We start from the raw sequence: 21,316 nt of genomic DNA, 5'->3' as shown, positions 1-21,316 counted from the left end.
GCAGCAACGAAAGCGAGAGCGGAATGTGGCCACCGAAGTTTTCTGCGCGTTTGCCATCAGCACTCACCAGATGCCAAGCGAGGACTCAATGCGCACGCTCAGCAGTCGCATGGACACGCAGCGTGCGCACACCCAGATTCTGCAGGCCCAGATCGAGGAGGGGCTCCAGACCATCGACCGTCCGACGTCGGGGCAGTTCCTCTCCGGCCTCTCGTGTGGGCTCGACATCGGCTTCGGGCCGTTCATGATGGCCGCGATGTACGCCGTCACCGCGGGTACGATGGTGGCCGCGGGCACGAAGATCCTGATGTCCCTGATGTACACGCTCGGGTTCATGTTCGTCATCCTCGGGCAGTCCGAACTGTTCACCGAGCACACCACACTCGCGGTACTCCCCATACTGGAGGGCGAACGCAGCCTCCGTGACCTCGGCGGCCTCTGGGGGACCGTCTGGGTCGGGAACACCATCGGCGGCGTCGTCGTCGCGCTCGGCGCGGCCTACGTCGGGCCGGCGCTAAACCTTGTGCCGCCCTCGGCGTTCCGCCACCTCGGGAACACGTTCATCGGCCTGCCGGTCGGCGGCGTGTTCGGCGGCGCCGTCCTCGCCGGGTGGCTGATGGGGCTGCTCTCGTGGATTCTCACGGCCGCCGGGGACACCATCAGCCGCATCGCCGTCATCGTCGCGACGACGTTCGTCATCGGGTTCGGCCACCTCCCGCACTGCGTCGCGGGCAACATCGAGGTGCTCGCCGCGATGTTCTCCGGGGCGTCCATCTCCGTCGTCGAGTGGGCGCGCTTCCTCTCGATTACGACCGCGGGGAACGCGCTCGGCGGCGTCGTCTTCGTCTCCCTGCTGAAGCACGCGCACGTCCGGCGCGGCGGCCCGGAGACCACGTTCGAGATCGAGCAAAAGGAGGGCGTTGGCGTCGAGCGCTCCTAGTTGAAGATGTCGCGGGCAGCATCGATGGCGTCGACGAGCGCGTCCACTTCCTCGGTGGTGTTGTAGACGTAGAAGGAGGCGCGCACGGACGCCGCGATGCCGAGTTCCTGGTGGAGGGGCTGCGTACAGTGGTCGCCCGCGCGGATGGCGACGCCGTGGTCGTTCAGGATGGAGGAGACGTCGTGGGCGTGGATGCCCTCAACGTTGAACGACACGACGCCGCCGCGGTCGTCGCCCGGCGGCCCGTAGATGTCGACGTCGTCGAACTCGCTGAGTCGGTCGTAGGCGTACTCGGTGAGGCGGTCCTCGTGGGCCTGCACGGCGTCCATGCCGAGGTCCTCGAGGTAGTCGACGGCTTCGGCGAGCGCGATGCCCTGCGCGATGACGGGCGTGCCGGCCTCGAACTTCCAGGGCAGTTCGGCCCACGTCGAGTCCTCGTAGGTGACGCGCTCGATCATCATGCCGCCGTAGAGGTGCGGTTCCATCTCCTCGAGGAGGTGGCGCTTCCCGTACAGGCAGCCGATGCCGGTCGGGCCGAGCATCTTGTGGCCGGAGAACGCGTAGAAGTCGGCGTCGATCTCCTGGACGTCCACGGGGCGGTTGGGCACCGCCTGCGCGCCGTCGACGAAGAACAGCGCGTCGTGGTCGTGGGTGATGTCCGCGAGCTCCGAGACGGGGGCGATGGTGCCGAGCGTGTTCGAGACGTGCGCGACGTTGACGAGTTCGGTGTCGTCGGTGATCAGTTCGGCGGCGGCCTCCATGTCGAGGTAGCCGTCCTCGGTGACGGGGATGTACTTCACCTCTGCGCCGGTCTTCTTCGCGACCTGCTGCCACGTCACGAGCGAGGCGTGGTGTTCCAGTTGCGTGAGCACGACTTCGTCACCGGGGCCAAGTTCGTTCAGTCCCCACGCGAACGCGACGAGGTTCTCTGCCTCCGTGGTATTCTTCGTGAACACCATCTCCTCACGGCCGTGTTCGGCGCCCACGAACTCCGCGAGACGGTCGTGGGCGTCCTCGTAGGCGACGGAGGCCTCCTGGCTCAGCGTGTGGATGCCGCGGTGGACGTTCGAGTTGTACCGCCGGTAGTAGTCCGCGATGGCCTCGACCACGGGCTCTGGCGTGTGCGTGGTCGCGGCGTTGTCGAGGTAGACGAGTGGCTCGCCACCGACCTCGCGCTCGAGGATGGGGAAGTCCTCGCGGACGCGCTCGACGTCGAGGGACTGCTGCTCGGTCGCTTCCATTGGGGGCGTCTAGGGAGTGTGGCCACAACTGTCCTTCGGTGGCGCGAGAACCCGCCGGGGCGTGGTGTAGCCGGGAGCCGAATGTGGCCGGGGCGTGGTTCGAGCGCGCGCCCGTTCGATGCAACGACCGGGACACGACCAGTCGGCGACGACGAGCCGACCAGTTCCCGTCATCGAACCCCATCGAAGGAGGCGAGAAACATCAGGTATAGCGCCCGAGACGCCATCAGACGACGGAAAGCCGTATGAGAACGAGGAGCAATGGCACACACATGGGCGACCAAGGAGGCACGTCAGGAACCGGGTCCAGAACCCGGGTCATCGCGGCCGTCGTCGTAAGCGTCCTCGTCACCGTGTCGGCGGCGGGGGCCGTCGGCGCCGTCGCAGAGCTGTCCGACCCGGAGACGTCCGTCGTCGACCAGCTCGCGACTCCCGCGTCGGAGGAGACGCCGCCGCCGGAGTTCCCGCCGGGGACGAACGAGAGTGGCGTCACGAACGCGACGGCGCTCCTCGCGGCGAACAGTCACGCACTGAAGAACACGACGTACACCACGCGTCTATCGGTCGAGGGCGCGACGGCGACGACCATCGGAGGAACGCCGGCGACCACCGGAAACGACAGCGAGGCCGAGCGCAACGCGTCGGCGCTCACCGTCACCGTCGAGAAAGGCGCGACGGGGACGAGTGTCAACGTCGTCTCGGCGGGGGGCAGCGCCGAGTACTGGATCACCGGGAACGTGACGGCGACGCGCAGCGTGCAGGCGACGGGGAACGCCACCGCGGCAACCTACCTCTACGAGGAGCGCGGGGACGGACTACCAGACCGCCGCGGCGGCCCCGATGTGACGCCGACGGACGTGATAGCGCCGTACGTGTCGACCCTCGACTTCGACTACCAGGGCACAGTCACGCGCGGTAACGACACCCTCCACAGGTTCACCGCGACGGGCGTCGACCGACGCACCGACGCTGTCACGGGCGAGCTCCCCGGCGTCGTCGAGAACACGTCGGCGACGCTTCTCGTCAGCGAACGCGGCGTCATCCGCCACCTCGACGTGTCGATGCAGTACACCCGGAACAACCAGACGGTGGCGACGCAACTGCGCTACTCGGTCGACAACCTGGGCAACACCACCACGACCGAGCCGGCGTGGCTCGCGGACCAACTGCCGCGCTTCAACGCGTCGCTCACCGAGAACGGGAGCGTCGTCGCGCTAGAGTACACCGACGGCCCCGACCTGTCGAACGGAACGCAGTCCCCGACCGGCGTGCTCGTATCGACGCCGTCCGGAGACGCGTACACCACGTTCAACGCGTCGCTCGAACCCGGGGACACGGTGTACCTCTGGAACGCGAGCGGCGGCCCGGAACTGAACAGCAGCGTCAACGATCCGCCAGCGGTCGACGAGTCGTTCACCGCGTTCAGTGGTGAGCGCGTGTCGGTGGCCGTCGCCCGCCTTCAGCCCGCGCTGGGCGTCGACGGCGACACGAAGTCCCTGATAGTGCTCGACGTGCGCGTGGCGAACGGGACGGTGACGAACAGCGGCGAGACGGCGGAGAACGGCAAGACGACAGCAGCGAGCGACGGAACGACGACGGCGACCAGCGGCGGAGCGACGACCAGCAGCGAGACAGCGACGAGTAGCGGCGAGTAGCGATAGAACAGCGGGGCCAGCGACAGGACAGTGGCGACCAGCGGCAGAACAGCGGCGAGCAGCAGTCCGTAGCCGGGACGGCGAGTCGAGCGGTCTCGTCGCGAGCGACGGCCCACCCGCTACAGTCGCATGAACTGCGCGTGCACCGTGCCCTCGAGGTCGAGGACGTTCGCCTCCTCGACGAACCCCGCGTCGATGGCGAGTTCCACGACGTCGCTCCCCACGAGGTTCGCGATGTTCGCGCGAGCGAGCGAGTCGCGCACGGCCTCCTCCTCGGCCTCTTCGCCGCCGTAGAACTCCTCGTTGACGGTGAACTCCACGTCACCGTTCTCGAAGGTCTCCCCCAGCACGTCGGGGTCGCAGACGGCGACGAGCAGTCCGCGGTCGGTCTGACGCTCCGAGAGTATCATTCCTGGACGAGGTCCTGTTCCTGTTCCTCGCGGAGTTCCTCGGCGTGCTCGGCGACGTCGGCGGCCTCCTCGTCGCGCCCGAGTTCCTCGAGCGCGCGAGCCTTCTCCTCGTAGACGTCGACCTGCTGGAAGCCCAGGCGGATGGCGTTGTCCAGGGCGTCCAGGGCCTGCTCGTGGCGTCCGCGCTCGTTCTCGATGTAGCCGAGGTTGTACCAGCCCTGCGGGAGGCGCTTGTCCTCGCGGACGGCCTCCTCGGCGTGCTCGAAGGCGTCCTCGTCCTCGCCGTGCCGCCAGAGCGAGTACGCCAGGTTGGTGTGCGCCTCCGCCTCGAAGTCGCCGTCCTCGGCGACGAACAGCGCCTCCTGGTGGGCGCCCACGGCGTCGTCCCACTCTTCCATCTCGCCGTGCGCGATACCCTTGTTCACCCACGCCTCCTGTTCAATGTTCTCGTCGTCGGTGAACTGGGCGGCGCGCTCGAAGGCGTCTGCGGCCTGCTCGTGGCGCTTGATGCCCATGTAGCTCATGCCCACTTCGATGAGTTCGTCGGCGTCCACGTCATCGTTCGAGGTGTTGCGCTCGTCGAGCGTGTCGGTGACGACGCGGGAGTCGACGGGGTCGACCTCGGACGGGTCGACGGCCAGCTCTGGCGGGTCGAGGTCGAAGCCCTCGTAGGGTTCGTCGAACCCTTCTCCCTCCGAGAAGTCGTGGTCGCGCTCGGGGTCGACTGGCGGGTCGTCGCCCTCGGCGTCCTCTCGATCGGTCATGCGTTCGGCTATGTGAGGCGTGGGGTTAAGGGCACCGCACGGCGAATCACCGGGTATGCGACTGTTCGTCAGCGTCGACCTGCCCGACGACCTCGCGGACGCAGTGGCCGCCGTGCAAGACGAGTTTCGGGACGCCTCCGGCCTGAACTTCGTCGACCCGGGGCAGGCCCACGTCACGCTGAAGTTCCTCGGCGACGTCGACGACTCGCGCGAGTCCGAGCTCGCGGACGCCCTGGAGTCGGCGGTCGGCGCGGCCAGCACCGATGCCGGGAGCGTCGGCCCGTTCGACGCCGTGCTCGCGGGACTCGGCGTGTTTCCAGACCTCGACTACATCTCGGTCGTCTGGCTGGGCGTCGAGGAGGGAAGCGAGGAACTCACCGCGCTCCACGACGCGGTCGAGCACGAGTTCGTCCAGGAGCGGGGCTTCGACCCCGAGGACCACGAGTTCACGCCCCACGTAACGCTCGCCCGGATGGAACACGCGGGCGGCAAGGAACACGTCCAGGACGTCGTGCGCTCTCAGCATCCCGAGGTCGGAACGATGCGCGTCACCGAGGTGCGCCTCACGGAGAGCCACCTGACGAGCGAGGGGCCGGAGTACGAGACGGTGCACGCCGTCGAGTTGTGAACGCAGTCGAGCCGCGACACAGACCAACCCGGGTACAGGCGGAGAAGAACAACGTTTTAACGTCGGCGAAGGTAGAAACGGGCACTATGGGTAAGAAATCGAAGGCACAGAAGAAGCGACTCGGGAAGCTCGAGCGCCAGAACAGCCGCGTTCCCTCCTGGGTCATGATGAAGACGAACCGCGACGTCCAGCGCAACCCGAAGCGCCGCAACTGGCGGCGTAACGACACCGACGAATAATGAGCGCCAACGACTTCGAGGAGCGCATCGTCACCGTGCCGCTCCGCGACGTGACGAAGGTCCCGAATCACGAGCGCGCCGGGCAGGCGATGACCATCGTGCGCGAGCACCTCGCCAAGCAGTTCGCGGTCGACGAGGACGAGGTCCGCCTCGACCCCTCCATCAACGAGATCGCGTGGGACGGCGGCCAGAAGAACCCGCCGCGGAAGATCCGCGTGCACGCTGCTCGCTTCGTCGAGGACGGCGAAACCGTCGTCGAAGCAGAGTACGAAGCGTAAACCGTTGCTACGCGCTGCCTTCTTCGGGTCGCCGTACGTCGGCGTCTTCGCCCGCGCGACCCCGGAGTGCGTCGTGCTGCGTCGGGACCTCGAGGACGGGTTGACCGACGACGTCAGCGACGAGCTCGGCGTGCCCGCCGTCCGCACCACGGTCGGTGGCTCCTCGACTGTCGGATCGCTCGTCGCTGGGAACGGAAACGGCCTGCTCGTGAGCGGACGCATCCGGCAGCGCGAGCGCGACCGTATCAGCGACGAGGTCGGCGTCGCTGTCGGCACGCTCCCCGGCCGCATCAACGCCGCCGGGAACGTCGTCGTGGCGAACGACGAGGGCGCGTACGTCCACGCCGACCTCTCCAGGGACGCTGTCCAGGCCGTGAAGGACGCTCTCGACGTGCCCGTCACCCGGGGCACGCTCGCGGACGTGAACACGGTCGGCACCGCCGCCGTCGCGACGAACGACGGCGTGCTATGCCACCCGAAGTCGACGGACGCGGAACTCGACGCCATCGAGGACGCCCTCGGCGTCCCCGCGGACGTCGGCACCATCAACTACGGCGCGCCGCTGGTCGGCTCCGGCCTCATCGCGAACGACGACGGCTACGTCGTCGGCGAGGACACCACCGGCCCCGAGCTGGGCCGCATCGAGGACGCGCTCGGCTTCATCGACTGACTGCTGCGTCGGCGAATTCCGGTGACGGATTTTTCTGCGAAACACCACGAACACCCGTAACGACAGCCGACCAACCACCCAGTACCATAGCCCGACCAACCACCCGGTGGCCTGGTGGTCGCCGGAAGAGCGTAGCTCTTCCGAGACGCCGAAAATCGCTTCGCGATTTTCGGAAGAATCTCCAAGGGCGACCGAGCGAGCGAACGGCGTAAGCGAGGGAGGGAGGGCTTGGAAGTGAGAAGATACTTCCCGCTCGCAGCCGGAGTTCTGGGTATGAGTCTTGGAGGCGGCGGTCAACAGCAGCTGCAGCAGTTGTCCCAGGAGATTCAGGAACTCGACGAGGAGATCGAGGAGCTCGAGGCGGAGGTCGAGGACCTCCAGAACGAGAAGACCGAGATCGACGAGGCGATGGAGGCCCTGGACGTACTCGAGACGGGGTCGACCGTGCAGGTCCCGCTCGGCGGCGACGCGTACGTGCGTGCCGAAGTCCAGGACATCGACGAGGTCGTCGTCAGTCTCGGCGGTGGGTACGCCGCAGAGCAGACGAGCGACGACGCGACGGACGTCCTCGAGGAGAAACAGGACATGGTCGACGACCGCATCGACGATGTCCGAAGCGAGATCTCGGAGGTCGAGGAGGAGCAGTCCCAGCTGGAACAGCAGGCCCAGCAGGCCCAGCAACAGATGATGCAACAGCAGATGCAGCAACAGCAGGCCCAGCAGCAGGACGAAGAGTAACGGTATGTTCGACGGGCTGAAGGACAAGCTCTCGCAGTTCCGCGAGGACGCCGAGGAGGTCGCCGACGAGAACGCCGAAGCGCTCGACGAGGAGGAAGTCGAGGGCGAAGACGGGACGGCGGGCGGCGAAGCGGCGACCCCACGCGACGAACCAGCGGACGCGGCGACCGGCGAGGAGCCACCAGCCGGAGACGCCACGGAGTCGACGGCCGACGACGGCGTCGACTCCGACGAGGAAGCGACCGAGTCCGCGGACGCCGATTCTTCCGACACCGACTCGAACAACGGCGGGTTCGTGAACAGGGCGACGTCGTTCGCTCGCGGTCGCGTCGTCATCGACGAGGACGACCTCGAAGACCCGCTGTGGAATCTGGAGATGGCGCTCCTAGAGAGCGACGTGGAGATGAGCGTCGCGGACGAGATACTCGACACCATCCGCGACGATCTCGTCGGCGAGGAGCGCAAGTTCACGGAGAGCACGGGCGCGCTCGTCGAGGACGCGCTCCGCGACGCGCTGCTTTCGGTCATCGACGTCGGCCAGTTCGACTTCGACGAGACCATCGCGGCTTCGGAGAAGCCGGTGACCATCGTGTTCACGGGCGTCAACGGCGTCGGGAAGACGACGAGCATCGCGAAACTCGCGAAGTACCTCGAGGACCGGGGCTACTCGACGGTGCTGGCGAACGGCGACACGTACCGCGCCGGCGCGAACGAGCAGATCCAGGAGCACGCCGACAACCTCGGGCTGAAACTCATCAGCCACGAGCAGGGCGGCGACCCGACCGCGGTGGTCTACGACGCCGTGGAGTACGCGGAGGCCAACGACGTCGACGTGGTTCTGGGCGACACCGCGGGTCGCCTGCACACGTCGAACGACCTGATGGCGCAACTGGAGAAACTTCACCGCACCGTCGGACCCGACATGACGCTGTTCGTTGACGAGGCGGTGGCAGGCCAGGACGCCGTGAATCGCGCCCGCGAGTTCGACGACGCGGCGGCCATCGACGGCACCATCCTCACGATGGCGGACGCCGACAGCAACGGCGGTGCGGCGGTTTCGGTGTCCTACGTGACCGGGAAGCCGATTCTGTTCCTCGGCACCGGTCAGGGGTACGACGACCTCCAGTCGTTCGACCCCGAGACGCTGGTCGACGACCTGCTCGACGCCGACGAATAACCAGCCCTCGGTTTCCGATTCGGAGGGACCCTCTTCTCAGAAGTTCGGCGCGTCCTCCGACGGCGTCGTGGCGTCGACGAGCACGAGCGACTGGCGCGTGCCGTTGCGGTCGTACGCCCGGAGGTGGTCGGGGTTCCACGGCGGCACGGCGACGAGAAGTCGCACGTGCAGGTCGTCGGCGAGCGACACCTCGTACTCGCCTTTCGGGTGGGAGACGAAGCGGCCGGCGGTCTGGCCGGCGGGCGTGGCGAGGTCCATCCCGAAGACGCTCGTGATGGCGTCGGCGGCGTCCGGAAAGTAAAAATCCGAGAGAACGTCGGTTTTGTTGTCTACGGCGGTGAGCGCGCCGCTTACCGGTTCGAGTTCGTTCGCCGGCGTCGCCGCGAGCGGCACCGAGACCGAGTCGGGGTCGGCGTCCGCCGCGAGTTCGCAGAGCACGGAGGCGAGCGCTCGCGTGGCGTAGACAGTCGGCACAGTTGTTGTACGCGGTCGAAGCGGTTGAACGTACCGCTGGTGGCGACTCGGACTGTCGGTGTCGCTCCGGAACGCCGTCACGACAGGGAACAAGGCTCTTAGGTGGCGGCCACCTACGCCCGCACAACAATGGTACTCGACGACCTCGGGAGTTCCCTGCGGGGGACGCTGGACACCCTCCGCGGGAAGTCCCGCATCTCCGAGGAGGACGTCGACGAGGTCGTCAAGGAGATTCAGCGCTCCTTGTTCCAGGCCGACGTCGACACCAGTCTCGTGATGGAGCTCTCGGACTCCATCAAGGAGCGCTCGCTGGAGGAGGAACCGCCGAGCGGCACGTCTGCGCGGGACCACGTACTCCGCATCGTCTACGAGGAACTCGTGGAGCTCGTCGGCGACTCGACCGACCTCCCGCTGGAGTCCCAGACCATCCTGCTCGCGGGCCTCCAGGGGTCCGGGAAGACGACGACCGCGGCGAAGATGGCGTGGTGGTTCTCGAAGAAGGGGCTACGTCCCGCGGTCATCCAGACGGACACGTTCCGGCCGGGCGCGTACGACCAGGCCAAGCAGATGACCGAGCGCGCGGAAGTGGAGTTCTACGGCGACCCGGACGGCGAGGACCCCGTGCAGATCGCCCGCGACGGCCTCGAGGCCACCGCAGACGCGGACGTCCACATCGTGGACACGGCGGGCCGGCACGCACTCGAGGACGACCTCATCAGCGAGATCGAGGAGATCGAGAACGCGGTCGACCCCGACCGGAGTCTGCTCGTGCTGGACGCCGCCATCGGGCAGGGCGCGAAAGACCAGGCCCAGCAGTTCGACGAGTCAATCGGCATCGACGGCGTCGCCATCACGAAACTCGACGGGACGGCGAAGGGTGGTGGGGCGCTGACCGCCGTCAACGAGACCGACTCGACGATCGCGTTCCTCGGGACCGGCGAGACCGTCCAGGACATCGAGCGCTTCGAGCCGGACAGCTTCATCAGTCGGCTGCTCGGGATGGGCGATCTGAAGCAGCTCACCGAGCGCGTGGAGCGCGCGATGGAGGAGACCCAGGACGAAGAGGACGACTGGGACCCCGAGGACCTGATGAAGGGGGAGTTCACGCTCCACGACATGCGCAAGCAGATGTCCGCGATGAACAACATGGGGCCGCTCGACCAGGTGATGGACATGATTCCGGGGATGGGTGGTGGCCTGATGGACGAACTCCCGGACGACGCGATGGACGTCACCCAGGACCGGATGCGGAACTTCGAGGTCGTGATGGACTCGATGACCGAGGAGGAGATGGCGAACCCGCGCTCCATCGGCGCGAGTCAGGTGCGCCGCATCGCCAAAGGGTCGGGACAGGACGAGGACACCGTCCGCGACCTGCTTGACCAGCACAAGATGATGGCCCGGACGATGAAGCAGTTCCAGGGGATGGGCGACGGCGACATGCAGCGCATGATGAAGCAGATGCAACAGCAGGGCGGCGGCGGAGGCGGTGGCGGCGGCTTCGGCGGGATGTTCTAGAGGTAGTTGGGTCTATTGAAGCGGCTCTGTTGAAAGCCTATCAGTTAGACGCTGACCATAGTGAAACAGGCGTTAGATAGGTGTGCGACCCTAGAACTGCAGGCCATACCATTTCATGACGCAAATAATGGACCAAAGGAGAACGGCTGCTCCCGCTCTACTTGGGAGCACATTCAATTGGCTGATGACTACGACACCAAGCGCCCAGTAAATGAGAAGGTCAATTGGGATTGCTAGGTCAACGGAACCGACAAACTCGGCTAGTTTCTCTCTGAGCCTACCCGACAGTCCCATGCTTTCCGCCAGTAGCCGTCTGTTTGTAAATTCATATGGTTGGTAACAGTACCGCTGGCAGGGTTTCGGAGCGCGGGCCTTGCTCAGAACTACCGAAGGAGCTACGGAGCGATGTCGACGCTCGTCTTAACCTCGTAGCGCAACTGCATCGTCCGAGTACTCAGATTCTCCGCGAGCTCGGGTGTCATATCAGGGTGAGCTAGCGCCTCCTCCTTTGCCCGGCAGTCCTGGCGGACGACGCCGGCGACGAGATCGCGCTCGCTGGGTTCGACCTGGCCGTGGTCGAGGGCCGCGAAGTACGTCGTGTGTATCTAACGAGCGGAGTGACTGGTCGAGGTTGTGAGCGACCGCGAGCGCGCTGGGGATTTCGAGCGGAATCGAACTCCCAGCGGGTTTTTTCTCGCGGCCGCTCGTTCCTCCGGCAATGAGTGTCCGCGCGGTCGCCGCAGACGCCTACCAGGAGGCCGCGCCGGCGCTCGCCGTGAGCGTCGTCGGCGGCCTGTTCGCGGGCGTCGTGCTCGGCGGGATGCGCGCGGAACTGCGGGCCGTGGAGGGACTGCTCGTACTCGTGCCCGCGCTGCTCGCGACGCGCGGGAACGTGTACGGCGCGTTCGGCGCGCGACTCTCGACCGGGCTCCACCAGGGGGTCGTGGAACCGCGCGTCGGCGCAGGCGACGAACGCCTGCGCGCGGCGGCCGCGGCGGCGCTGGCCAACGGCCTGCTGGCGAGCGTGTTCGCGGCGGTCGCGGCGTTCGCCGCGCTCGTGGCGCTCGGAAACGGGGTCGCTGGGCTCGGCACGCTGGTCGGCATCGCCGCGGTCGCGGGGCTGCTCTCCGGGCTCGCGCTGACCGTCGCGGTGGTCGTCGTGGTGTTCGCAGGGTTCCGGCGCGGCCACGACCCGGACACGTTCGTCGGCCCGCTCGTGACGACCACCGGGGACGTGTTCGGCCTCGCGTTTCTCGTGCTCGCGGTGCGACTCGTCGTGGGGGTGGGGTGAGTGCGCAGCGAGTGGACCGTCGCGGCGATAACGCGCGCGATGCTCCCGGTCTTGCTCGCGCTGACCGTCGTGGAGATTGGGAGCGGGCTCGTCCTCCAGACGTTCGAGGCCCAACTGCTCGCCCACCCCTCGCTGCTCGTGCTCGTCCCCGTGACCATCGGCACCGCCGGGAACCTCGGGAGCATCCTCGCGTCCCGACTCTCGACGGCGTTCCACCTCGGCACGCTCTCCTTCGACCCGACGGACGACGAACTCGCGGGGAACGCGCTCGCCGTCGTCGCACTTGCGCTCACGCTGTTCCCGGTGGTCGGCGCCGGGGCGTGGGCGCTCACCGCGGTCACGCAGGGCACCGACCTCGGGGTCGGAACGGTCGTCCTCGTCGCGTTTCTCTCGGGCGCCGTGCTCGCGGCGCTCGCGGTCGCTGTCACCGTCGGCGCGACGTACGCCGCCTACCACTTCGGCCTCGACCCCGACGACGTCGTGATCCCCGTCGTGACGAACGTCTGTGACGTGCTCGGCGTGCTCGTGCTGTTCGGCGCCGTCCGCCTCGTGCTTTAAGTGTCGGCGGGCCGAGGTGAGCGCATGGCAGACGACAGCACGCCCGACCAGCCGGGACCCAGCCGACAGGTCGAGGTGTACATGCAGGGGATGGCGGACATCACGCCCGACCTCCCAGTCGGCTTCGAGGAACTGGAGGCCCGTGCGCTGGAGGAACTGGACGAGCAGGCCTACGACTACGTCGCAGGGGCGGCGGGCGCGGAGCGAACGAAGCGCGCGAACGACGCCGCCTTCGAGGACTACCGCATCCTTCCGCGGATGATGGGCGGCGTCGGCGAGCGCGACCTCTCAATCGAGTTGTTCGGCGAAACGTACGACTACCCCGTGTTGCTCGCGCCCATCGGCGTCCAGTCTATCCTCCACGAGGACGGCGAGCGCGGCACCGCCGAGGCCGCCCGCGACCTCGGGATTCCGCTCGTCGTGAGCTCCGCCTCCGACACGACGCTCGAGGACCTCGCCGACGAGTTGGGTGACGCGCCGAAGTGGTTCCAGTTGTACTGGAGCGCCGACCCCGACGTCGCCGACTCGTTCGTCACTCGGGCCGAGGACGCGGGCTACGACGCGCTCGTCGTTACGCTCGACACGCCGCTGTTGAGTTGGCGCGAGCGAGACGTGGACAGCGCGTATCTCCCGTTCCTCGACGGCGAGGGAATCGCGAACTACCTCGCGGACCCCGCGTTCCGCGACCGCCTCTCGGCCCCGCCGGAGGAGAACGAACTCGCCGCCATCAAGGAGTTCGTGGACGTGTTCGGCAACCCGAACCTGACGTGGGACGACCTCGCGGACCTCTGCGAGCGGACCGACCTCCCGGTCGTCCCGAAGGGCGTCCTCCATCCGGACGACGCGCGGGCCGCCGTCAACGCCGGCGCCGACGCCGTCGTCGTCTCGAACCACGGCGGGCGGCAGGTCGACAACGCCGTGCCAGCCCTCGAAATGCTGCCCGAAGTCGTCGCAGAGGTCGGCGGCGACGTCCCAGTGCTGTTCGATTCTGGCGTCCGCCGCGGCGCGGACGTGCTCGTCGCGATGGCGCTCGGCGCGGACGCCGTGCTGTTCGGTCGTCCGTACGCCTACGGACTCGCGCTCGACGGCGCAGATGGCGTGCACGAGGTGTGCGAGAACCTGCTCGCGGACCTCGACCTGACTCTCGGTCTCTGTGGCCTCGACGACGTTGAGGATGTCGACCGTTCGCTCCTCCGGGAACGAAGCGGCCGGTGATTCCGGGGCCGCCGTCAGCGCCGTCCCAGCGCACCGCCACAGGGCACCACCGCCAACGCTCCGTCCCAGCACGCCACCCCAACGCGCCACGGTCGAGTCGCTCGCGAGGGTCCGCTACTGGTTCGGACTACTGGAGTGCTCGGACTCCCCGTACTTCAGGACGAAGAAGGCGTAGACGAGCGAGACGATCATCATCAACACGGTGACGATGCCGACGTAGTGCGGGCGGAGGGGCACGCCCATCTCCTCGGGGTTTATCTCCTGTTCGGCGCCACCGCCGCCGCCCGTCCCGCCGCCGCCGAGTTCGATGTCCCCAACCATCGTGGTTGGGTGGATGGTACAGATGTACTGGGCCATCTGTTCGGAGGCGGTGAACGTGAACGTGAGCGTCGCGCCCTCCTCTGACGTCGTCGCGGTGCTCGCGAGGTTGCTCCCGCTCGAATCCTGTATCGTGAAGTTGTGGGCGACGCCGTCGAGGTTCTCCCACGTCACCCGGTAGGTCTGCCCGGCTTCGAGGTTCAGCGTGGGGTTGGTCGAATCGGCGATGGTCTCTGGTTCCCGCCCCTGCCAGGCGGACACGCGACCGCCGAACCGGTAGTGGACTGCGGGCTCACTGTCGCCGTCGCTACCGGTCGTTCCCTCGCCGCCAGCAGTCCCACCTGCTCCGGTTGTTCCGCCACCGCCCGTCGTTCCGCCAGTACCCGTGCCACCAGCACCGGTCGTCGTGGTACCCTCCTGTGCGCTTACAGTTCCGGTTGCGCCCGCCGCCGCTGTCATCCCGCCGAGCGTTCGAACGAATGCGCGGCGTGTACACCGTTCACTCACCACGATCCCCCGGTAATCAGTAGTCCGCGTGACCGCATGGGCATTGTGGCCAGTCAGTCGAGAGACGGTTACGGACTGGTGAAACCACGGCTGAACGGGGTCACCCAGCGGCAGAGTAAGCGCCGGCAACGTAGTGGCCAGTAGGCTTAGCTGCCTCTCCGACAAATCGTGGTGTATGTCCGACACGAAGGAGAAGGTTCCCAGCGACGAAGTCGACGAGACGCAGTTACAGCTCGCGGAGAAGATGGGCGAGGCATTCATGGAAGGCGTCGAGTACATGATAACCGAGGTCGCCCACACCGGCGACACGAAGGAAGCGGGCGAGTACGTCGTCGGATTCGCCCAGGAGGAAGCCGAGGGGCTCTGGGCGCTCGAGGACGGCGAGTTCTCCTGGCATGAACCCGGGGACGCGAACTGCCACGTCGAGGTCGTCGTCGTGGACGCCGCCGACGAACGCCTGGTTCCGAGGTGTGACGTCTCGTTCAGCCTCGAGGGCGATAGCGGCGAACACGGCCCGTTCGACGCGGAACTGCTCTGGCACCCCGGCATCTACCATTACGGCGCGAACGTCGAACTCCCCGAGTCGGGTACCTACGACCTCCACGTCACCGTCGACCCGCCGACGTTCCACCGCCACGACGAGAAGAACGGCGACCGGTTCGGCGAGCGCACCGAGGTGACGTTCAGCGGCGTCGACATCGAGACCGGCCAGGACTGAGCACAGCGCCGGTCACCGGCCGACGGTGCGACAGCGGCCGAAGACGAGGTGACTCGTCACTCGTCGGCGTCGTCGACTCCCTCGTCAGCATCGTCGGGCGCCTCATCAGCATCCCCAGAGTCGCCCGACTGGTCGGAATCGTCCGCCACGTCGTCGGCGGTCACCGGTTCGCCCTCCTCGGTTTCGGGCGTGAGATGCGCGACGAACTCCTCGACCGACGGCTCGACGACCGTTACGTCGACGTGCACGTCGCCGAGTTCGTCCGGATTCCCGACCGCGAAGTTCACCTTCCCGTTGAACGCCGCCTGCTTCTTCAGGTCGAACGCGAAGCCGTCGTCCGTGCGATTTCGGTGGAGTTCCTTCCGCGCGGTGTCGAGGATGCGCTGCTCGAACAACTGCTCGCGGAACCGCTCGAGGTCGTGTCCCGTCGCCGTCACGCGGTCGGCGTGCGTCTCCACGTCCGCCGACGGGAACAGATTCCGGACGGCGTCCGCCACGCGGTCGGTCACCTCGGTCGGATGCACCGGTGCGGTCACCCGCACCTCGACGCGGTAGATCACGCTTCACCCTCCGGCGACTCGCCAGCGAGTAGCTCCGCGACGCGGTCGTGGAACGCCGACAGCGACCCCGTGTTCTCGATGGTGACGTCCGCCGCCTCGATGGCGTCGCCCATCCCGAACCCGAGTTCGCGCTCGTCCCGGGACTCCACGCTCTCCCCGTCGCTGTCCCCCGGCCGCCCGCGACCTTCCACGCGCTCCCGGCGCACGTCCAGCGGTGCGTGCACTTCGACGAGCGTGAACGCGTCGCCAAACGCCTCCCGGAACTGCTCGACCTCCACGTCCGAGCGGAGACCGTCCACGAGCACGGTGTCGCTGTCCTTCAGGCGATCCTCGATGATGGGCAGCGAGCGCTCCGCGATGGCCGCCGGCCCCTTCTCCTCCCGCAGCGCCTGCGCGATTCGTCCGTGGTGCTGGGCCGGGTCGAGTCCGCGGTCCCGGCACTCCTGGCGGACGACGTCGCCCATCGTCACCACCGGAATGCCGAGTTCCTCGGCGACCGTGGCGGCCTCGCTCTTGCCGCTCCCCGGCATCCCCACAGTACCGATGACTCTCATTACGAGAACCGAGTCGGTGGCGATACCTATGTCGTTCGGTCTGCAGACCCGTCGGTTTTTACCCGCTCCTCCTGTACCCCACGGCAAGGGCACGTAGCTCAGTTCGGACAGAGCGTCTGGCTTCTAACCAGACGGCCGGGGGTTCGAATCCCCTCGTGCCCGCTTCTGCGAGGAGCGAACGCGACGAGCGAAGCGGGCAGAGATTCGAAGTAGAGAACACCGAGCGCTAGCGAGGTGTTTGCGTAGTTCGAATCCCCTCGTGCCCGCGTACCTTTTTACTTCGGCGGGTTCGCGCTGCGCGCGAACCTCGCCTCGCAAAAAGCTACGCTAAAAACTCCCTGCGCTCACTTCGTTCGCGCAGTGAACCTCGCGCGAAGCGCGAGGATGCTTGACAGCACGCGCGTCTATGCCAGAAAATCAGCAGCAGCTACGCATCAGGGCGAACTCGGCCGGAGCGAGCTACATCAACTGCTTCACTTCGTCGAAGTCCGTGTGGCAGAACGGGCAGCGGTAACTCGTCTCGAATCCCGTGGCCTGGGCAACCGTTCGCGTTTCGAGTTCGTGCATCGCGATGCCTCGACCACAGTCCGGGCAATCGAGCTTGGGCACGTGGGACTCTAACGCACGCCATTGCCTTAAAACACCGGATGGCATACGTTAGCATCCCCGGGCAGGAGGGAGGCGGTATCGCCCGGGAGCGCTGGATGCGTGGTTTTGAACGGGATATGCTCCCGTTATACGCCTTGTGGCCAACACAGAACGCGGCGAAGAACGCCGCTATCTGTCGAAGATTGTAGAATAACCGCCGCTCCCGTTATTCTTCGAACCCGTCCTCGAATCGGAACGTGCCGTTGCGCTGCACGACCTCCCCGTCGACCTCGATGTACGAATCCTCCGCCATGTCCACGATCATGTCCACGTGCTTCGCGGAGTCGTTCTGTTCGACGCCCTCGCCGACCGTCGCGGGGTACGCGCGACCGAGGGCCATGTGGACGGTGTCGCCCATCTTCTCGTCGAACAGCATGTTGTACGTGAACCGGTCGATGTCGCGGTTCATCCCGATGCCGAGTTCGCCGAGGCGGTTCGACCCCTCGTCCGTCGTGAGGATGCCCTCGAGGACGTCCTCGTTCTGCTCGGCCGAGAAGTCCACAACCTCGCCGTCCTCGAATTTCAGCCACGCACCCTGGATCTCGCGTGCCTGGTGGTAGACCGGCTTGTCGAAGGTGACCTCACCCTCGACGCTGTCGGGGACGGGCGCAGTGAACACCTCGCCCGCGGGCAGGTTGTTGGTGCCCCAGTCGTTGAGCGTCACCATGTCCTCGACGCTCATCGTCACGTCCGTCGTATCCCCGGAGACGATACGGACCTCCTCTGCGGGATCGAGAATCTCGACCATCTGGGCCTGGTGTTCGCGCACGGCGTCCCAGTCCTTGTTCATCGCGCCGAAGACGAAGTCCTCGTAGGCTTCCGTGGACATCTCCGCGCTCTGGGCGTCCGCGGGCGCGGGATAGTGCGTGAGACACCACTTGGTCTCGAGGCGCGCGTTCAACACGTCGCGGTACGCGGCGGCGAACGCCGCGCCCGTCTCCGTGTCCACGTCGCTCTGCTCGGAGACGTTCTCGTGGGGGCGCGCGACGACGGCGGCGTCGGTGTGCTCGAACAGCTTCAGGAGGTGCTCGGGCTCCGAGATGTCGTCCTCGTCGACCGCCCGGAGGTACGCGCGAGCGGCGCGGTCCGTGCCGATGCCGCGGTCGCCGCGCGCGAGCATCACGGGGTTCGCGCCGACCTTCCCGATCTCCTCGTAGAGCGCGACCCTGAGGTCCTCGGCGACCGGCGGCATGCTCACGACCACGTTCTCCCCTGGCTGTAGGTCGATTGCCTGCTGGACGATGATTTCGGCGTGCCTCCGAATGCGGGAGTCCATGCGGTAGTTTCACGAAAACTCGCTGAAGGGTCTTTCGAAAGCAAATTCTGCCGGTTGGTCGTCGCTCGCCCGGGTGACGGTCACCGATACTCCGAGAATCGCCGGCGAGAGCGGACGATAGAAGACCTAGTGGCGAGAGCAGGCGATAGGACATACGGCGGAATCGAGCACCCGGGACGCCCGTACTTTTGTACGCCGAGTACGGAGTCGGAGTGTGCTCGACCTGCGAAGCGACACCGTGACGAAACCAGGTGAGGAGATGCGGGAGGCGGCCAGCAACGCCGACGTCGGCGACGACGTGTACGGCGAGGATCCCGCCGTGAACGAACTCGAGGCGCGCGCCGCCGACGCCGTCGGCATGGACGCCGCGCTGTACGTGCCGAGTGGCACGATGGGCAACCAGATCGCCGCGCGCGTCCACACCGACCGCGGCCAGGAGGCGCTCGTAGAACACGAGAGCCACGTCTACCGGTACGAACTCGGCGGGTTCGCCCAGCACTCCCAGCTGCAGGTGCGGACGTACGACGGCGGCGAGAACGGCTGTCCGACGCCCGAGCAGGTCCGCGAGGGGTACGTCGAGACGGAACTCCACCGACCTGGCACGGGACTGCTCTGCGTGGAGAACACGCACAACGTGAAAGGCGGCGTTGCGGTTCCGGGCGACGAACTCGCCGCCGCGGCGGACGCTGCCCACGACCTCGGGGTGCCGGTACACGTCGACGGCGCGCGCGTGTTCAACGCCGCGACCGCGCTCGACGCCGACCCGGCGAACCTGCTCGCGCCCGCGGACTCCGTGATGTTCTGCCTCTCGAAGGGCCTGGGCGCGCCCGTCGGGTCGATGCTCGCGGGTTCGACCGAGTTCGTGGAGCGCGCCCGCCGCATCCGGAAACTGCTGGGCGGCGGGATGCGGCAGGCGGGGATGATCGCCGCGCCCGGTCTGCTCGCGCTCGAGAACCGCGAGCGCCTGGACGAAGACCACGCGAACGCGTCGCGTCTCGCCGGCGCGCTCGACGACCTGCCCGGGCTCGCTGTGCCCGACCCGGAGACGAACATCGTGCTCGCGGACACCACCGGCGCGGACCTCACTGCCGCCGAGTTCCTCGAGCGCTGCGAGGACGAGGGCGTGCTCGCCTCCGAGTTCGGGGAGCATACGGCGCGCTTTTGCACCCACCTCGACGTGAGCGAGGGCGACGTCCCGGACGTCGTCGCTGCGGTCGAGCGGGCGCTCTGACACCGCCCGCGTTCGCCGAACCACCGGTGTCGTCCGTCTCGCGCCCTCTCCGCGGACCGACGCTACTTCCGTTCGTCCCGGCTACTGTCCATCCCCTCCCGGAAGCCGGTTATCGTGCGGCGGACGAACAGGAACAGGAAGAAGACGAACAGCAACACCGCGCCCGCGATGACGTAGAACTCGGGACCGAACTGGACCATACGCGGTGGTTCTCGCCCGACACATTAGGGGTTTCGGGGGTCGACAGGCGAGCGTCGTCGCGTTCGCCCGGGAGAGAGTGGCGTGGCAAGATAAAACTCATACCACTCCGTCTCAAAGGAGCGGTTATGTCCGGTCTGCTACCCTCCCGCTCGGAGGTCGACGCCTCCGAGGGTGAACCCCGCGTGGTCGGCGTCGACTCCGAGGGCGCCGACCAGTTGCTGTCGGCGCTCTCCTCGGAGACTGCGCGGAGTCTGTACGCCGCCCTCCACGACGACCCCGCCACGCCCTCCGAACTCGCCGAGGCGGCCGACACGTCCCTTCAGAACGCCCAGTACCACCTCGGCAACCTTGAGGACGCGGACCTCATCGAGGAGTGTGACACCCGGTACTCCGCGAAGGGCCGCGAGATGAGCGTGTACGCGCCCTCGGACGCGCCGGTGGTGCTGTTCGCGGGCAGCGAGGAGGAGGGCGAGAGTGTCCAAACCGCGCTCGCGAGCCTCCTCGGCGGCGTCGGCGTGCTCGGCGTGGCGAGTCTCGTCGTCCAGCGCCTGTTCGGCAGCGGCCTCCAGGCCCCGGAGAGCGGCGGTGGCAGCGCCGGCGCGCAGGCGACGAGCGAGTACTCGGGGCTCGTGGCGCAGAACGAACCGGGTCACGCGGCGGCAGTCGCGGGGGACGCCGCCGGCCAGTCCGCGGGCGTGCTCCCGCTCGGCCTGGTGTTCTTCCTCGGCGGTCTGCTCGTGCTGTCGATGGTCGCGGGCGTCTGGTATCTCCGCCGGTAGGCCTGCTTCCTGCGGTTTCGCCGTGGCTAAAACGCGTATTTGAGTTTACATTGCCTACTTGACAACGTGTCCCGTACCTCGTGGTACAGGCCGCGTCGGCTCCGCTCCGACCGCGACGCCTGCTCCGTCAGGCCCTGACGGCCCGCTCCGCTGACGCTACCGGCCCTCCACCCGGACTTCTCTGCGAACATCCCCGTTGATTCCACGGAGTTGAACGGTCACGCCGTCGTCCGTAGGGAGTAGCTCCGCGTAGCCCGCCTCGTTGCCGCGTGGGTCGGCGTGACTGCCCGGATTCAACAGCGTCACGTCCCCGGTTTCGACCACCGCTGGCCGGTGGGTGTGCCCGAACACGACGAGGTCGGCGCCGCGTTCGCGCCCGAACAGGGACAGCCCCGTGGTGCCGCCGCGCCGGTGGTGGGTCACCGCCACGCGCACGCCGGCGACGTCGAGCGTCCGCGCCGCCGGGAGTCGGTCGGTGACCGCATCGTCGTCGGCGTTGCCGTGGACCGCGAGCAACTGCTCGCTCGCGTCGTGGAACGCGTCTAAGGCCGACTCGCTCGTGAGATCTCCGGCGTGCACGACGCGGTCGGCGTCCTCGACGGCGTCCAGCACCGGTCCGTCGAGCGCGTGTCCGTTCTCGCTGTGGGTGTCGGACAGCACCGCTATCATGTCCGTCGGTAGGCGCCTCCGCCCCCTGATTGTTCCGCCTCGGGGCGGTGACTGTTCCG

Annotated in this window: 25 protein-coding genes and 1 tRNA gene; 16 read left to right on the top strand and 10 right to left on the bottom strand. The window is 67.3% G+C overall.

What is annotated here, in order from left to right:
• Nucleotides 1–70: 70 nt before the first annotated feature.
• Nucleotides 71–940 carry a formate/nitrite transporter family protein gene (locus LT970_RS12840; RefSeq protein ID WP_232686874.1) on the top strand — a complete coding sequence of 290 codons (870 nt, stop codon included), beginning with the start codon at nt 71–73 and terminating at the stop codon, nt 938–940.
• Here the strand turns inward: LT970_RS12840 and LT970_RS12835 are convergent.
• Nucleotides 937–2,181 (bottom strand): aminotransferase class V-fold PLP-dependent enzyme, encoded by a 1,245-nt coding sequence (locus LT970_RS12835; RefSeq protein ID WP_232686873.1) that lies wholly within the window; start codon nt 2,179–2,181, stop codon nt 937–939. The two genes, LT970_RS12840 and LT970_RS12835, sit on opposite strands and share 4 nt — an antisense overlap.
• A gap of 272 nt (nt 2,182–2,453) precedes the next feature.
• On the opposite strand from LT970_RS12835, the gene LT970_RS12830 reads away from it, so the two are divergent.
• Nucleotides 2,454–3,836 carry a hypothetical protein gene (locus LT970_RS12830; protein WP_232686872.1) on the top strand — a complete coding sequence of 461 codons (1,383 nt, stop codon included), beginning with the start codon at nt 2,454–2,456 and terminating at the stop codon, nt 3,834–3,836.
• Nucleotides 3,837–3,955: 119 nt separating this feature from the next.
• Here LT970_RS12830 and LT970_RS12825 read toward each other — a convergent pair whose 3' ends face one another.
• On the bottom strand, nt 3,956–4,246 hold the full coding sequence (locus LT970_RS12825; RefSeq protein ID WP_232686871.1) for a DUF424 domain-containing protein: 291 nt from the start codon (nt 4,244–4,246) through the stop codon (nt 3,956–3,958).
• Entirely contained in the window at nt 4,243–5,010 is a 768-nt protein-coding gene (locus LT970_RS12820) for a tetratricopeptide repeat protein (RefSeq protein ID WP_232686870.1), read from the bottom strand. The genes LT970_RS12825 and LT970_RS12820 overlap by 4 nt, the downstream gene beginning before the upstream one ends.
• Before the next feature lie 55 nt (nt 5,011–5,065).
• Between LT970_RS12820 and thpR the strand changes: the two genes are divergently transcribed.
• The 6 genes from thpR (at nt 5,066) to ftsY (ending at nt 8,740) form a co-directional block, all read left to right on the top strand.
• Nucleotides 5,066–5,638: an RNA 2',3'-cyclic phosphodiesterase gene (gene thpR, locus LT970_RS12815; RefSeq protein WP_232686869.1), complete on the top strand. Its 573-nt coding sequence runs from the start codon at nt 5,066–5,068 to the stop codon at nt 5,636–5,638.
• An 86-nt stretch (nt 5,639–5,724) separates the two neighbouring features.
• Complete coding sequence (locus tag LT970_RS12810; RefSeq protein ID WP_232686868.1) at nt 5,725–5,877, top strand: 50S ribosomal protein L39e; 153 nt, start codon at nt 5,725–5,727, stop codon at nt 5,875–5,877.
• The gene (locus LT970_RS12805; protein WP_232686867.1) at nt 5,877–6,155 is read left to right on the top strand and encodes a 50S ribosomal protein L31e; all 279 of its coding nucleotides are present in this window, start codon (nt 5,877–5,879) and stop codon (nt 6,153–6,155) included. Before LT970_RS12810 ends, LT970_RS12805 begins: the two co-directional genes overlap by 1 nt.
• Nucleotides 6,156–6,159: 4 nt before the next feature.
• The gene (locus tag LT970_RS12800) at nt 6,160–6,825 is read left to right on the top strand and encodes a translation initiation factor IF-6 (protein WP_232686866.1); all 666 of its coding nucleotides are present in this window, start codon (nt 6,160–6,162) and stop codon (nt 6,823–6,825) included.
• A 273-nt stretch (nt 6,826–7,098) separates the two neighbouring features.
• Nucleotides 7,099–7,563 (top strand): prefoldin subunit alpha, encoded by a 465-nt coding sequence (gene pfdA / locus LT970_RS12795; protein ID WP_232686865.1) that lies wholly within the window; start codon nt 7,099–7,101, stop codon nt 7,561–7,563.
• Nucleotides 7,564–7,567: 4 nt separating this feature from the next.
• Nucleotides 7,568–8,740, top strand: a complete 1,173-nt coding sequence (ftsY, locus tag LT970_RS12790; RefSeq protein WP_232686864.1) for a signal recognition particle-docking protein FtsY — start codon at nt 7,568–7,570, stop codon at nt 8,738–8,740.
• A 36-nt stretch (nt 8,741–8,776) separates the two neighbouring features.
• Here the strand turns inward: ftsY and LT970_RS12785 are convergent, their stop codons facing one another.
• A complete protein-coding gene (locus LT970_RS12785; protein ID WP_232686863.1) occupies nt 8,777–9,214 on the bottom strand; it encodes a JAB/MPN domain protein-containing protein in 438 nt (145 codons plus the stop codon).
• A 129-nt stretch (nt 9,215–9,343) separates the two neighbouring features.
• Between LT970_RS12785 and LT970_RS12780 the strand changes: the two genes are divergently transcribed.
• The 4 genes from LT970_RS12780 (at nt 9,344) to LT970_RS12765 (ending at nt 13,796) form a co-directional block, all read left to right on the top strand.
• Entirely contained in the window at nt 9,344–10,732 is a 1,389-nt protein-coding gene (locus tag LT970_RS12780) for a signal recognition particle protein Srp54 (protein ID WP_232686862.1), read from the top strand.
• A 718-nt stretch (nt 10,733–11,450) separates the two neighbouring features.
• On the top strand, nt 11,451–12,023 hold the full coding sequence (locus LT970_RS12775) for a magnesium transporter (RefSeq protein ID WP_232686861.1): 573 nt from the start codon (nt 11,451–11,453) through the stop codon (nt 12,021–12,023).
• A complete protein-coding gene (locus LT970_RS12770) occupies nt 12,024–12,581 on the top strand; it encodes a magnesium transporter (protein WP_232686860.1) in 558 nt (185 codons plus the stop codon).
• A gap of 24 nt (nt 12,582–12,605) precedes the next feature.
• Entirely contained in the window at nt 12,606–13,796 is a 1,191-nt protein-coding gene (locus tag LT970_RS12765; RefSeq protein ID WP_232686859.1) for an alpha-hydroxy-acid oxidizing protein, read from the top strand.
• Between the two features lie 114 nt (nt 13,797–13,910).
• On the opposite strand, the gene LT970_RS12760 is transcribed toward LT970_RS12765, so the two are convergent.
• Nucleotides 13,911–14,621, bottom strand: a complete 711-nt coding sequence (locus LT970_RS12760) for a cupredoxin domain-containing protein (protein WP_232686858.1) — start codon at nt 14,619–14,621, stop codon at nt 13,911–13,913.
• Between the two features lie 175 nt (nt 14,622–14,796).
• Here LT970_RS12760 and LT970_RS12755 point away from each other — a divergent pair, with 175 nt between their 5' ends.
• Nucleotides 14,797–15,339: an iron transporter gene (locus tag LT970_RS12755; RefSeq protein ID WP_232686857.1), complete on the top strand. Its 543-nt coding sequence runs from the start codon at nt 14,797–14,799 to the stop codon at nt 15,337–15,339.
• Between the two features lie 56 nt (nt 15,340–15,395).
• Here LT970_RS12755 and LT970_RS12750 read toward each other — a convergent pair whose 3' ends face one another.
• Together LT970_RS12750 and LT970_RS12745 are read right to left on the bottom strand one after the other, a co-directional pair.
• Nucleotides 15,396–15,899 (bottom strand): RNA-binding domain-containing protein, encoded by a 504-nt coding sequence (locus tag LT970_RS12750; RefSeq protein ID WP_349292220.1) that lies wholly within the window; start codon nt 15,897–15,899, stop codon nt 15,396–15,398.
• Entirely contained in the window at nt 15,896–16,453 is a 558-nt protein-coding gene (locus LT970_RS12745) for an AAA family ATPase (RefSeq protein WP_232686856.1), read from the bottom strand. The genes LT970_RS12750 and LT970_RS12745 overlap by 4 nt, the downstream gene beginning before the upstream one ends.
• Nucleotides 16,454–16,540: 87 nt before the next feature.
• Between LT970_RS12745 and LT970_RS12740 the strand changes: the two genes are divergently transcribed.
• Nucleotides 16,541–16,615 (top strand) — tRNA-Arg (locus tag LT970_RS12740).
• Between the two features lie 652 nt (nt 16,616–17,267).
• On the opposite strand, the gene LT970_RS12735 is transcribed toward LT970_RS12740, so the two are convergent.
• Entirely contained in the window at nt 17,268–18,377 is a 1,110-nt protein-coding gene (locus LT970_RS12735; protein WP_232686855.1) for an aminopeptidase, read from the bottom strand.
• 214 nt (nt 18,378–18,591) lie between these two features.
• Between LT970_RS12735 and LT970_RS12730 the strand changes: the two genes are divergently transcribed.
• Entirely contained in the window at nt 18,592–19,608 is a 1,017-nt protein-coding gene (locus tag LT970_RS12730; RefSeq protein ID WP_232686854.1) for a threonine aldolase family protein, read from the top strand.
• A gap of 62 nt (nt 19,609–19,670) precedes the next feature.
• Here LT970_RS12730 and LT970_RS12725 read toward each other — a convergent pair whose 3' ends face one another.
• Entirely contained in the window at nt 19,671–19,808 is a 138-nt protein-coding gene (locus tag LT970_RS12725) for a DUF7859 family protein (RefSeq protein ID WP_232686853.1), read from the bottom strand.
• A gap of 126 nt (nt 19,809–19,934) precedes the next feature.
• Between LT970_RS12725 and LT970_RS12720 the strand changes: the two genes are divergently transcribed.
• Nucleotides 19,935–20,588 (top strand): ArsR/SmtB family transcription factor, encoded by a 654-nt coding sequence (locus tag LT970_RS12720; RefSeq protein WP_232686852.1) that lies wholly within the window; start codon nt 19,935–19,937, stop codon nt 20,586–20,588.
• 156 nt (nt 20,589–20,744) lie between these two features.
• Here the strand turns inward: LT970_RS12720 and LT970_RS12715 are convergent, their stop codons facing one another.
• The gene (locus LT970_RS12715; RefSeq protein ID WP_232686851.1) at nt 20,745–21,257 is read right to left on the bottom strand and encodes a metallophosphoesterase; all 513 of its coding nucleotides are present in this window, start codon (nt 21,255–21,257) and stop codon (nt 20,745–20,747) included.
• Nucleotides 21,258–21,316: the final 59 nt, after the last annotated feature.

The organism is Halobacterium zhouii (assembly GCF_021249405.1).
Classification (GTDB): Archaea; Halobacteriota; Halobacteria; order Halobacteriales; family Halobacteriaceae; genus Halobacterium; species Halobacterium zhouii.
The sequence above is the reverse complement of the archived record's forward strand: the minus strand, read 5'-3'. Positions and strand labels throughout refer to the sequence as shown.

Excerpts from the sequence above, each read along its gene's own strand:
- LT970_RS12840 (WP_232686874.1), top strand. The coding sequence starts at position 71 with ATGCCAAGCGAGGACTCAATGCGCACGCTCAGCAGTCGCATGGACACG.
- LT970_RS12835 (WP_232686873.1), bottom strand. The coding sequence starts at position 2,181 with ATGGAAGCGACCGAGCAGCAGTCCCTCGACGTCGAGCGCGTCCGCGAG.
- LT970_RS12830 (WP_232686872.1), top strand. The coding sequence starts at position 2,454 with ATGGGCGACCAAGGAGGCACGTCAGGAACCGGGTCCAGAACCCGGGTC.
- LT970_RS12825 (WP_232686871.1), bottom strand. The coding sequence starts at position 4,246 with ATGATACTCTCGGAGCGTCAGACCGACCGCGGACTGCTCGTCGCCGTC.
- LT970_RS12820 (WP_232686870.1), bottom strand. The coding sequence starts at position 5,010 with ATGACCGATCGAGAGGACGCCGAGGGCGACGACCCGCCAGTCGACCCC.
- thpR (WP_232686869.1), top strand. The coding sequence starts at position 5,066 with ATGCGACTGTTCGTCAGCGTCGACCTGCCCGACGACCTCGCGGACGCA.
- LT970_RS12810 (WP_232686868.1), top strand. The coding sequence starts at position 5,725 with ATGGGTAAGAAATCGAAGGCACAGAAGAAGCGACTCGGGAAGCTCGAG.
- LT970_RS12805 (WP_232686867.1), top strand. The coding sequence starts at position 5,877 with ATGAGCGCCAACGACTTCGAGGAGCGCATCGTCACCGTGCCGCTCCGC.
- pfdA (WP_232686865.1), top strand. The coding sequence starts at position 7,099 with ATGAGTCTTGGAGGCGGCGGTCAACAGCAGCTGCAGCAGTTGTCCCAG.
- ftsY (WP_232686864.1), top strand. The coding sequence starts at position 7,568 with ATGTTCGACGGGCTGAAGGACAAGCTCTCGCAGTTCCGCGAGGACGCC.
- LT970_RS12780 (WP_232686862.1), top strand. The coding sequence starts at position 9,344 with ATGGTACTCGACGACCTCGGGAGTTCCCTGCGGGGGACGCTGGACACC.
- LT970_RS12775 (WP_232686861.1), top strand. The coding sequence starts at position 11,451 with ATGAGTGTCCGCGCGGTCGCCGCAGACGCCTACCAGGAGGCCGCGCCG.
- LT970_RS12765 (WP_232686859.1), top strand. The coding sequence starts at position 12,606 with ATGGCAGACGACAGCACGCCCGACCAGCCGGGACCCAGCCGACAGGTC.
- LT970_RS12755 (WP_232686857.1), top strand. The coding sequence starts at position 14,797 with ATGTCCGACACGAAGGAGAAGGTTCCCAGCGACGAAGTCGACGAGACG.
- LT970_RS12745 (WP_232686856.1), bottom strand. The coding sequence starts at position 16,453 with ATGAGAGTCATCGGTACTGTGGGGATGCCGGGGAGCGGCAAGAGCGAG.
- LT970_RS12735 (WP_232686855.1), bottom strand. The coding sequence starts at position 18,377 with ATGGACTCCCGCATTCGGAGGCACGCCGAAATCATCGTCCAGCAGGCA.
- LT970_RS12725 (WP_232686853.1), bottom strand. The coding sequence starts at position 19,808 with ATGGTCCAGTTCGGTCCCGAGTTCTACGTCATCGCGGGCGCGGTGTTG.
- LT970_RS12720 (WP_232686852.1), top strand. The coding sequence starts at position 19,935 with ATGTCCGGTCTGCTACCCTCCCGCTCGGAGGTCGACGCCTCCGAGGGT.
- LT970_RS12715 (WP_232686851.1), bottom strand. The coding sequence starts at position 21,257 with ATGATAGCGGTGCTGTCCGACACCCACAGCGAGAACGGACACGCGCTC.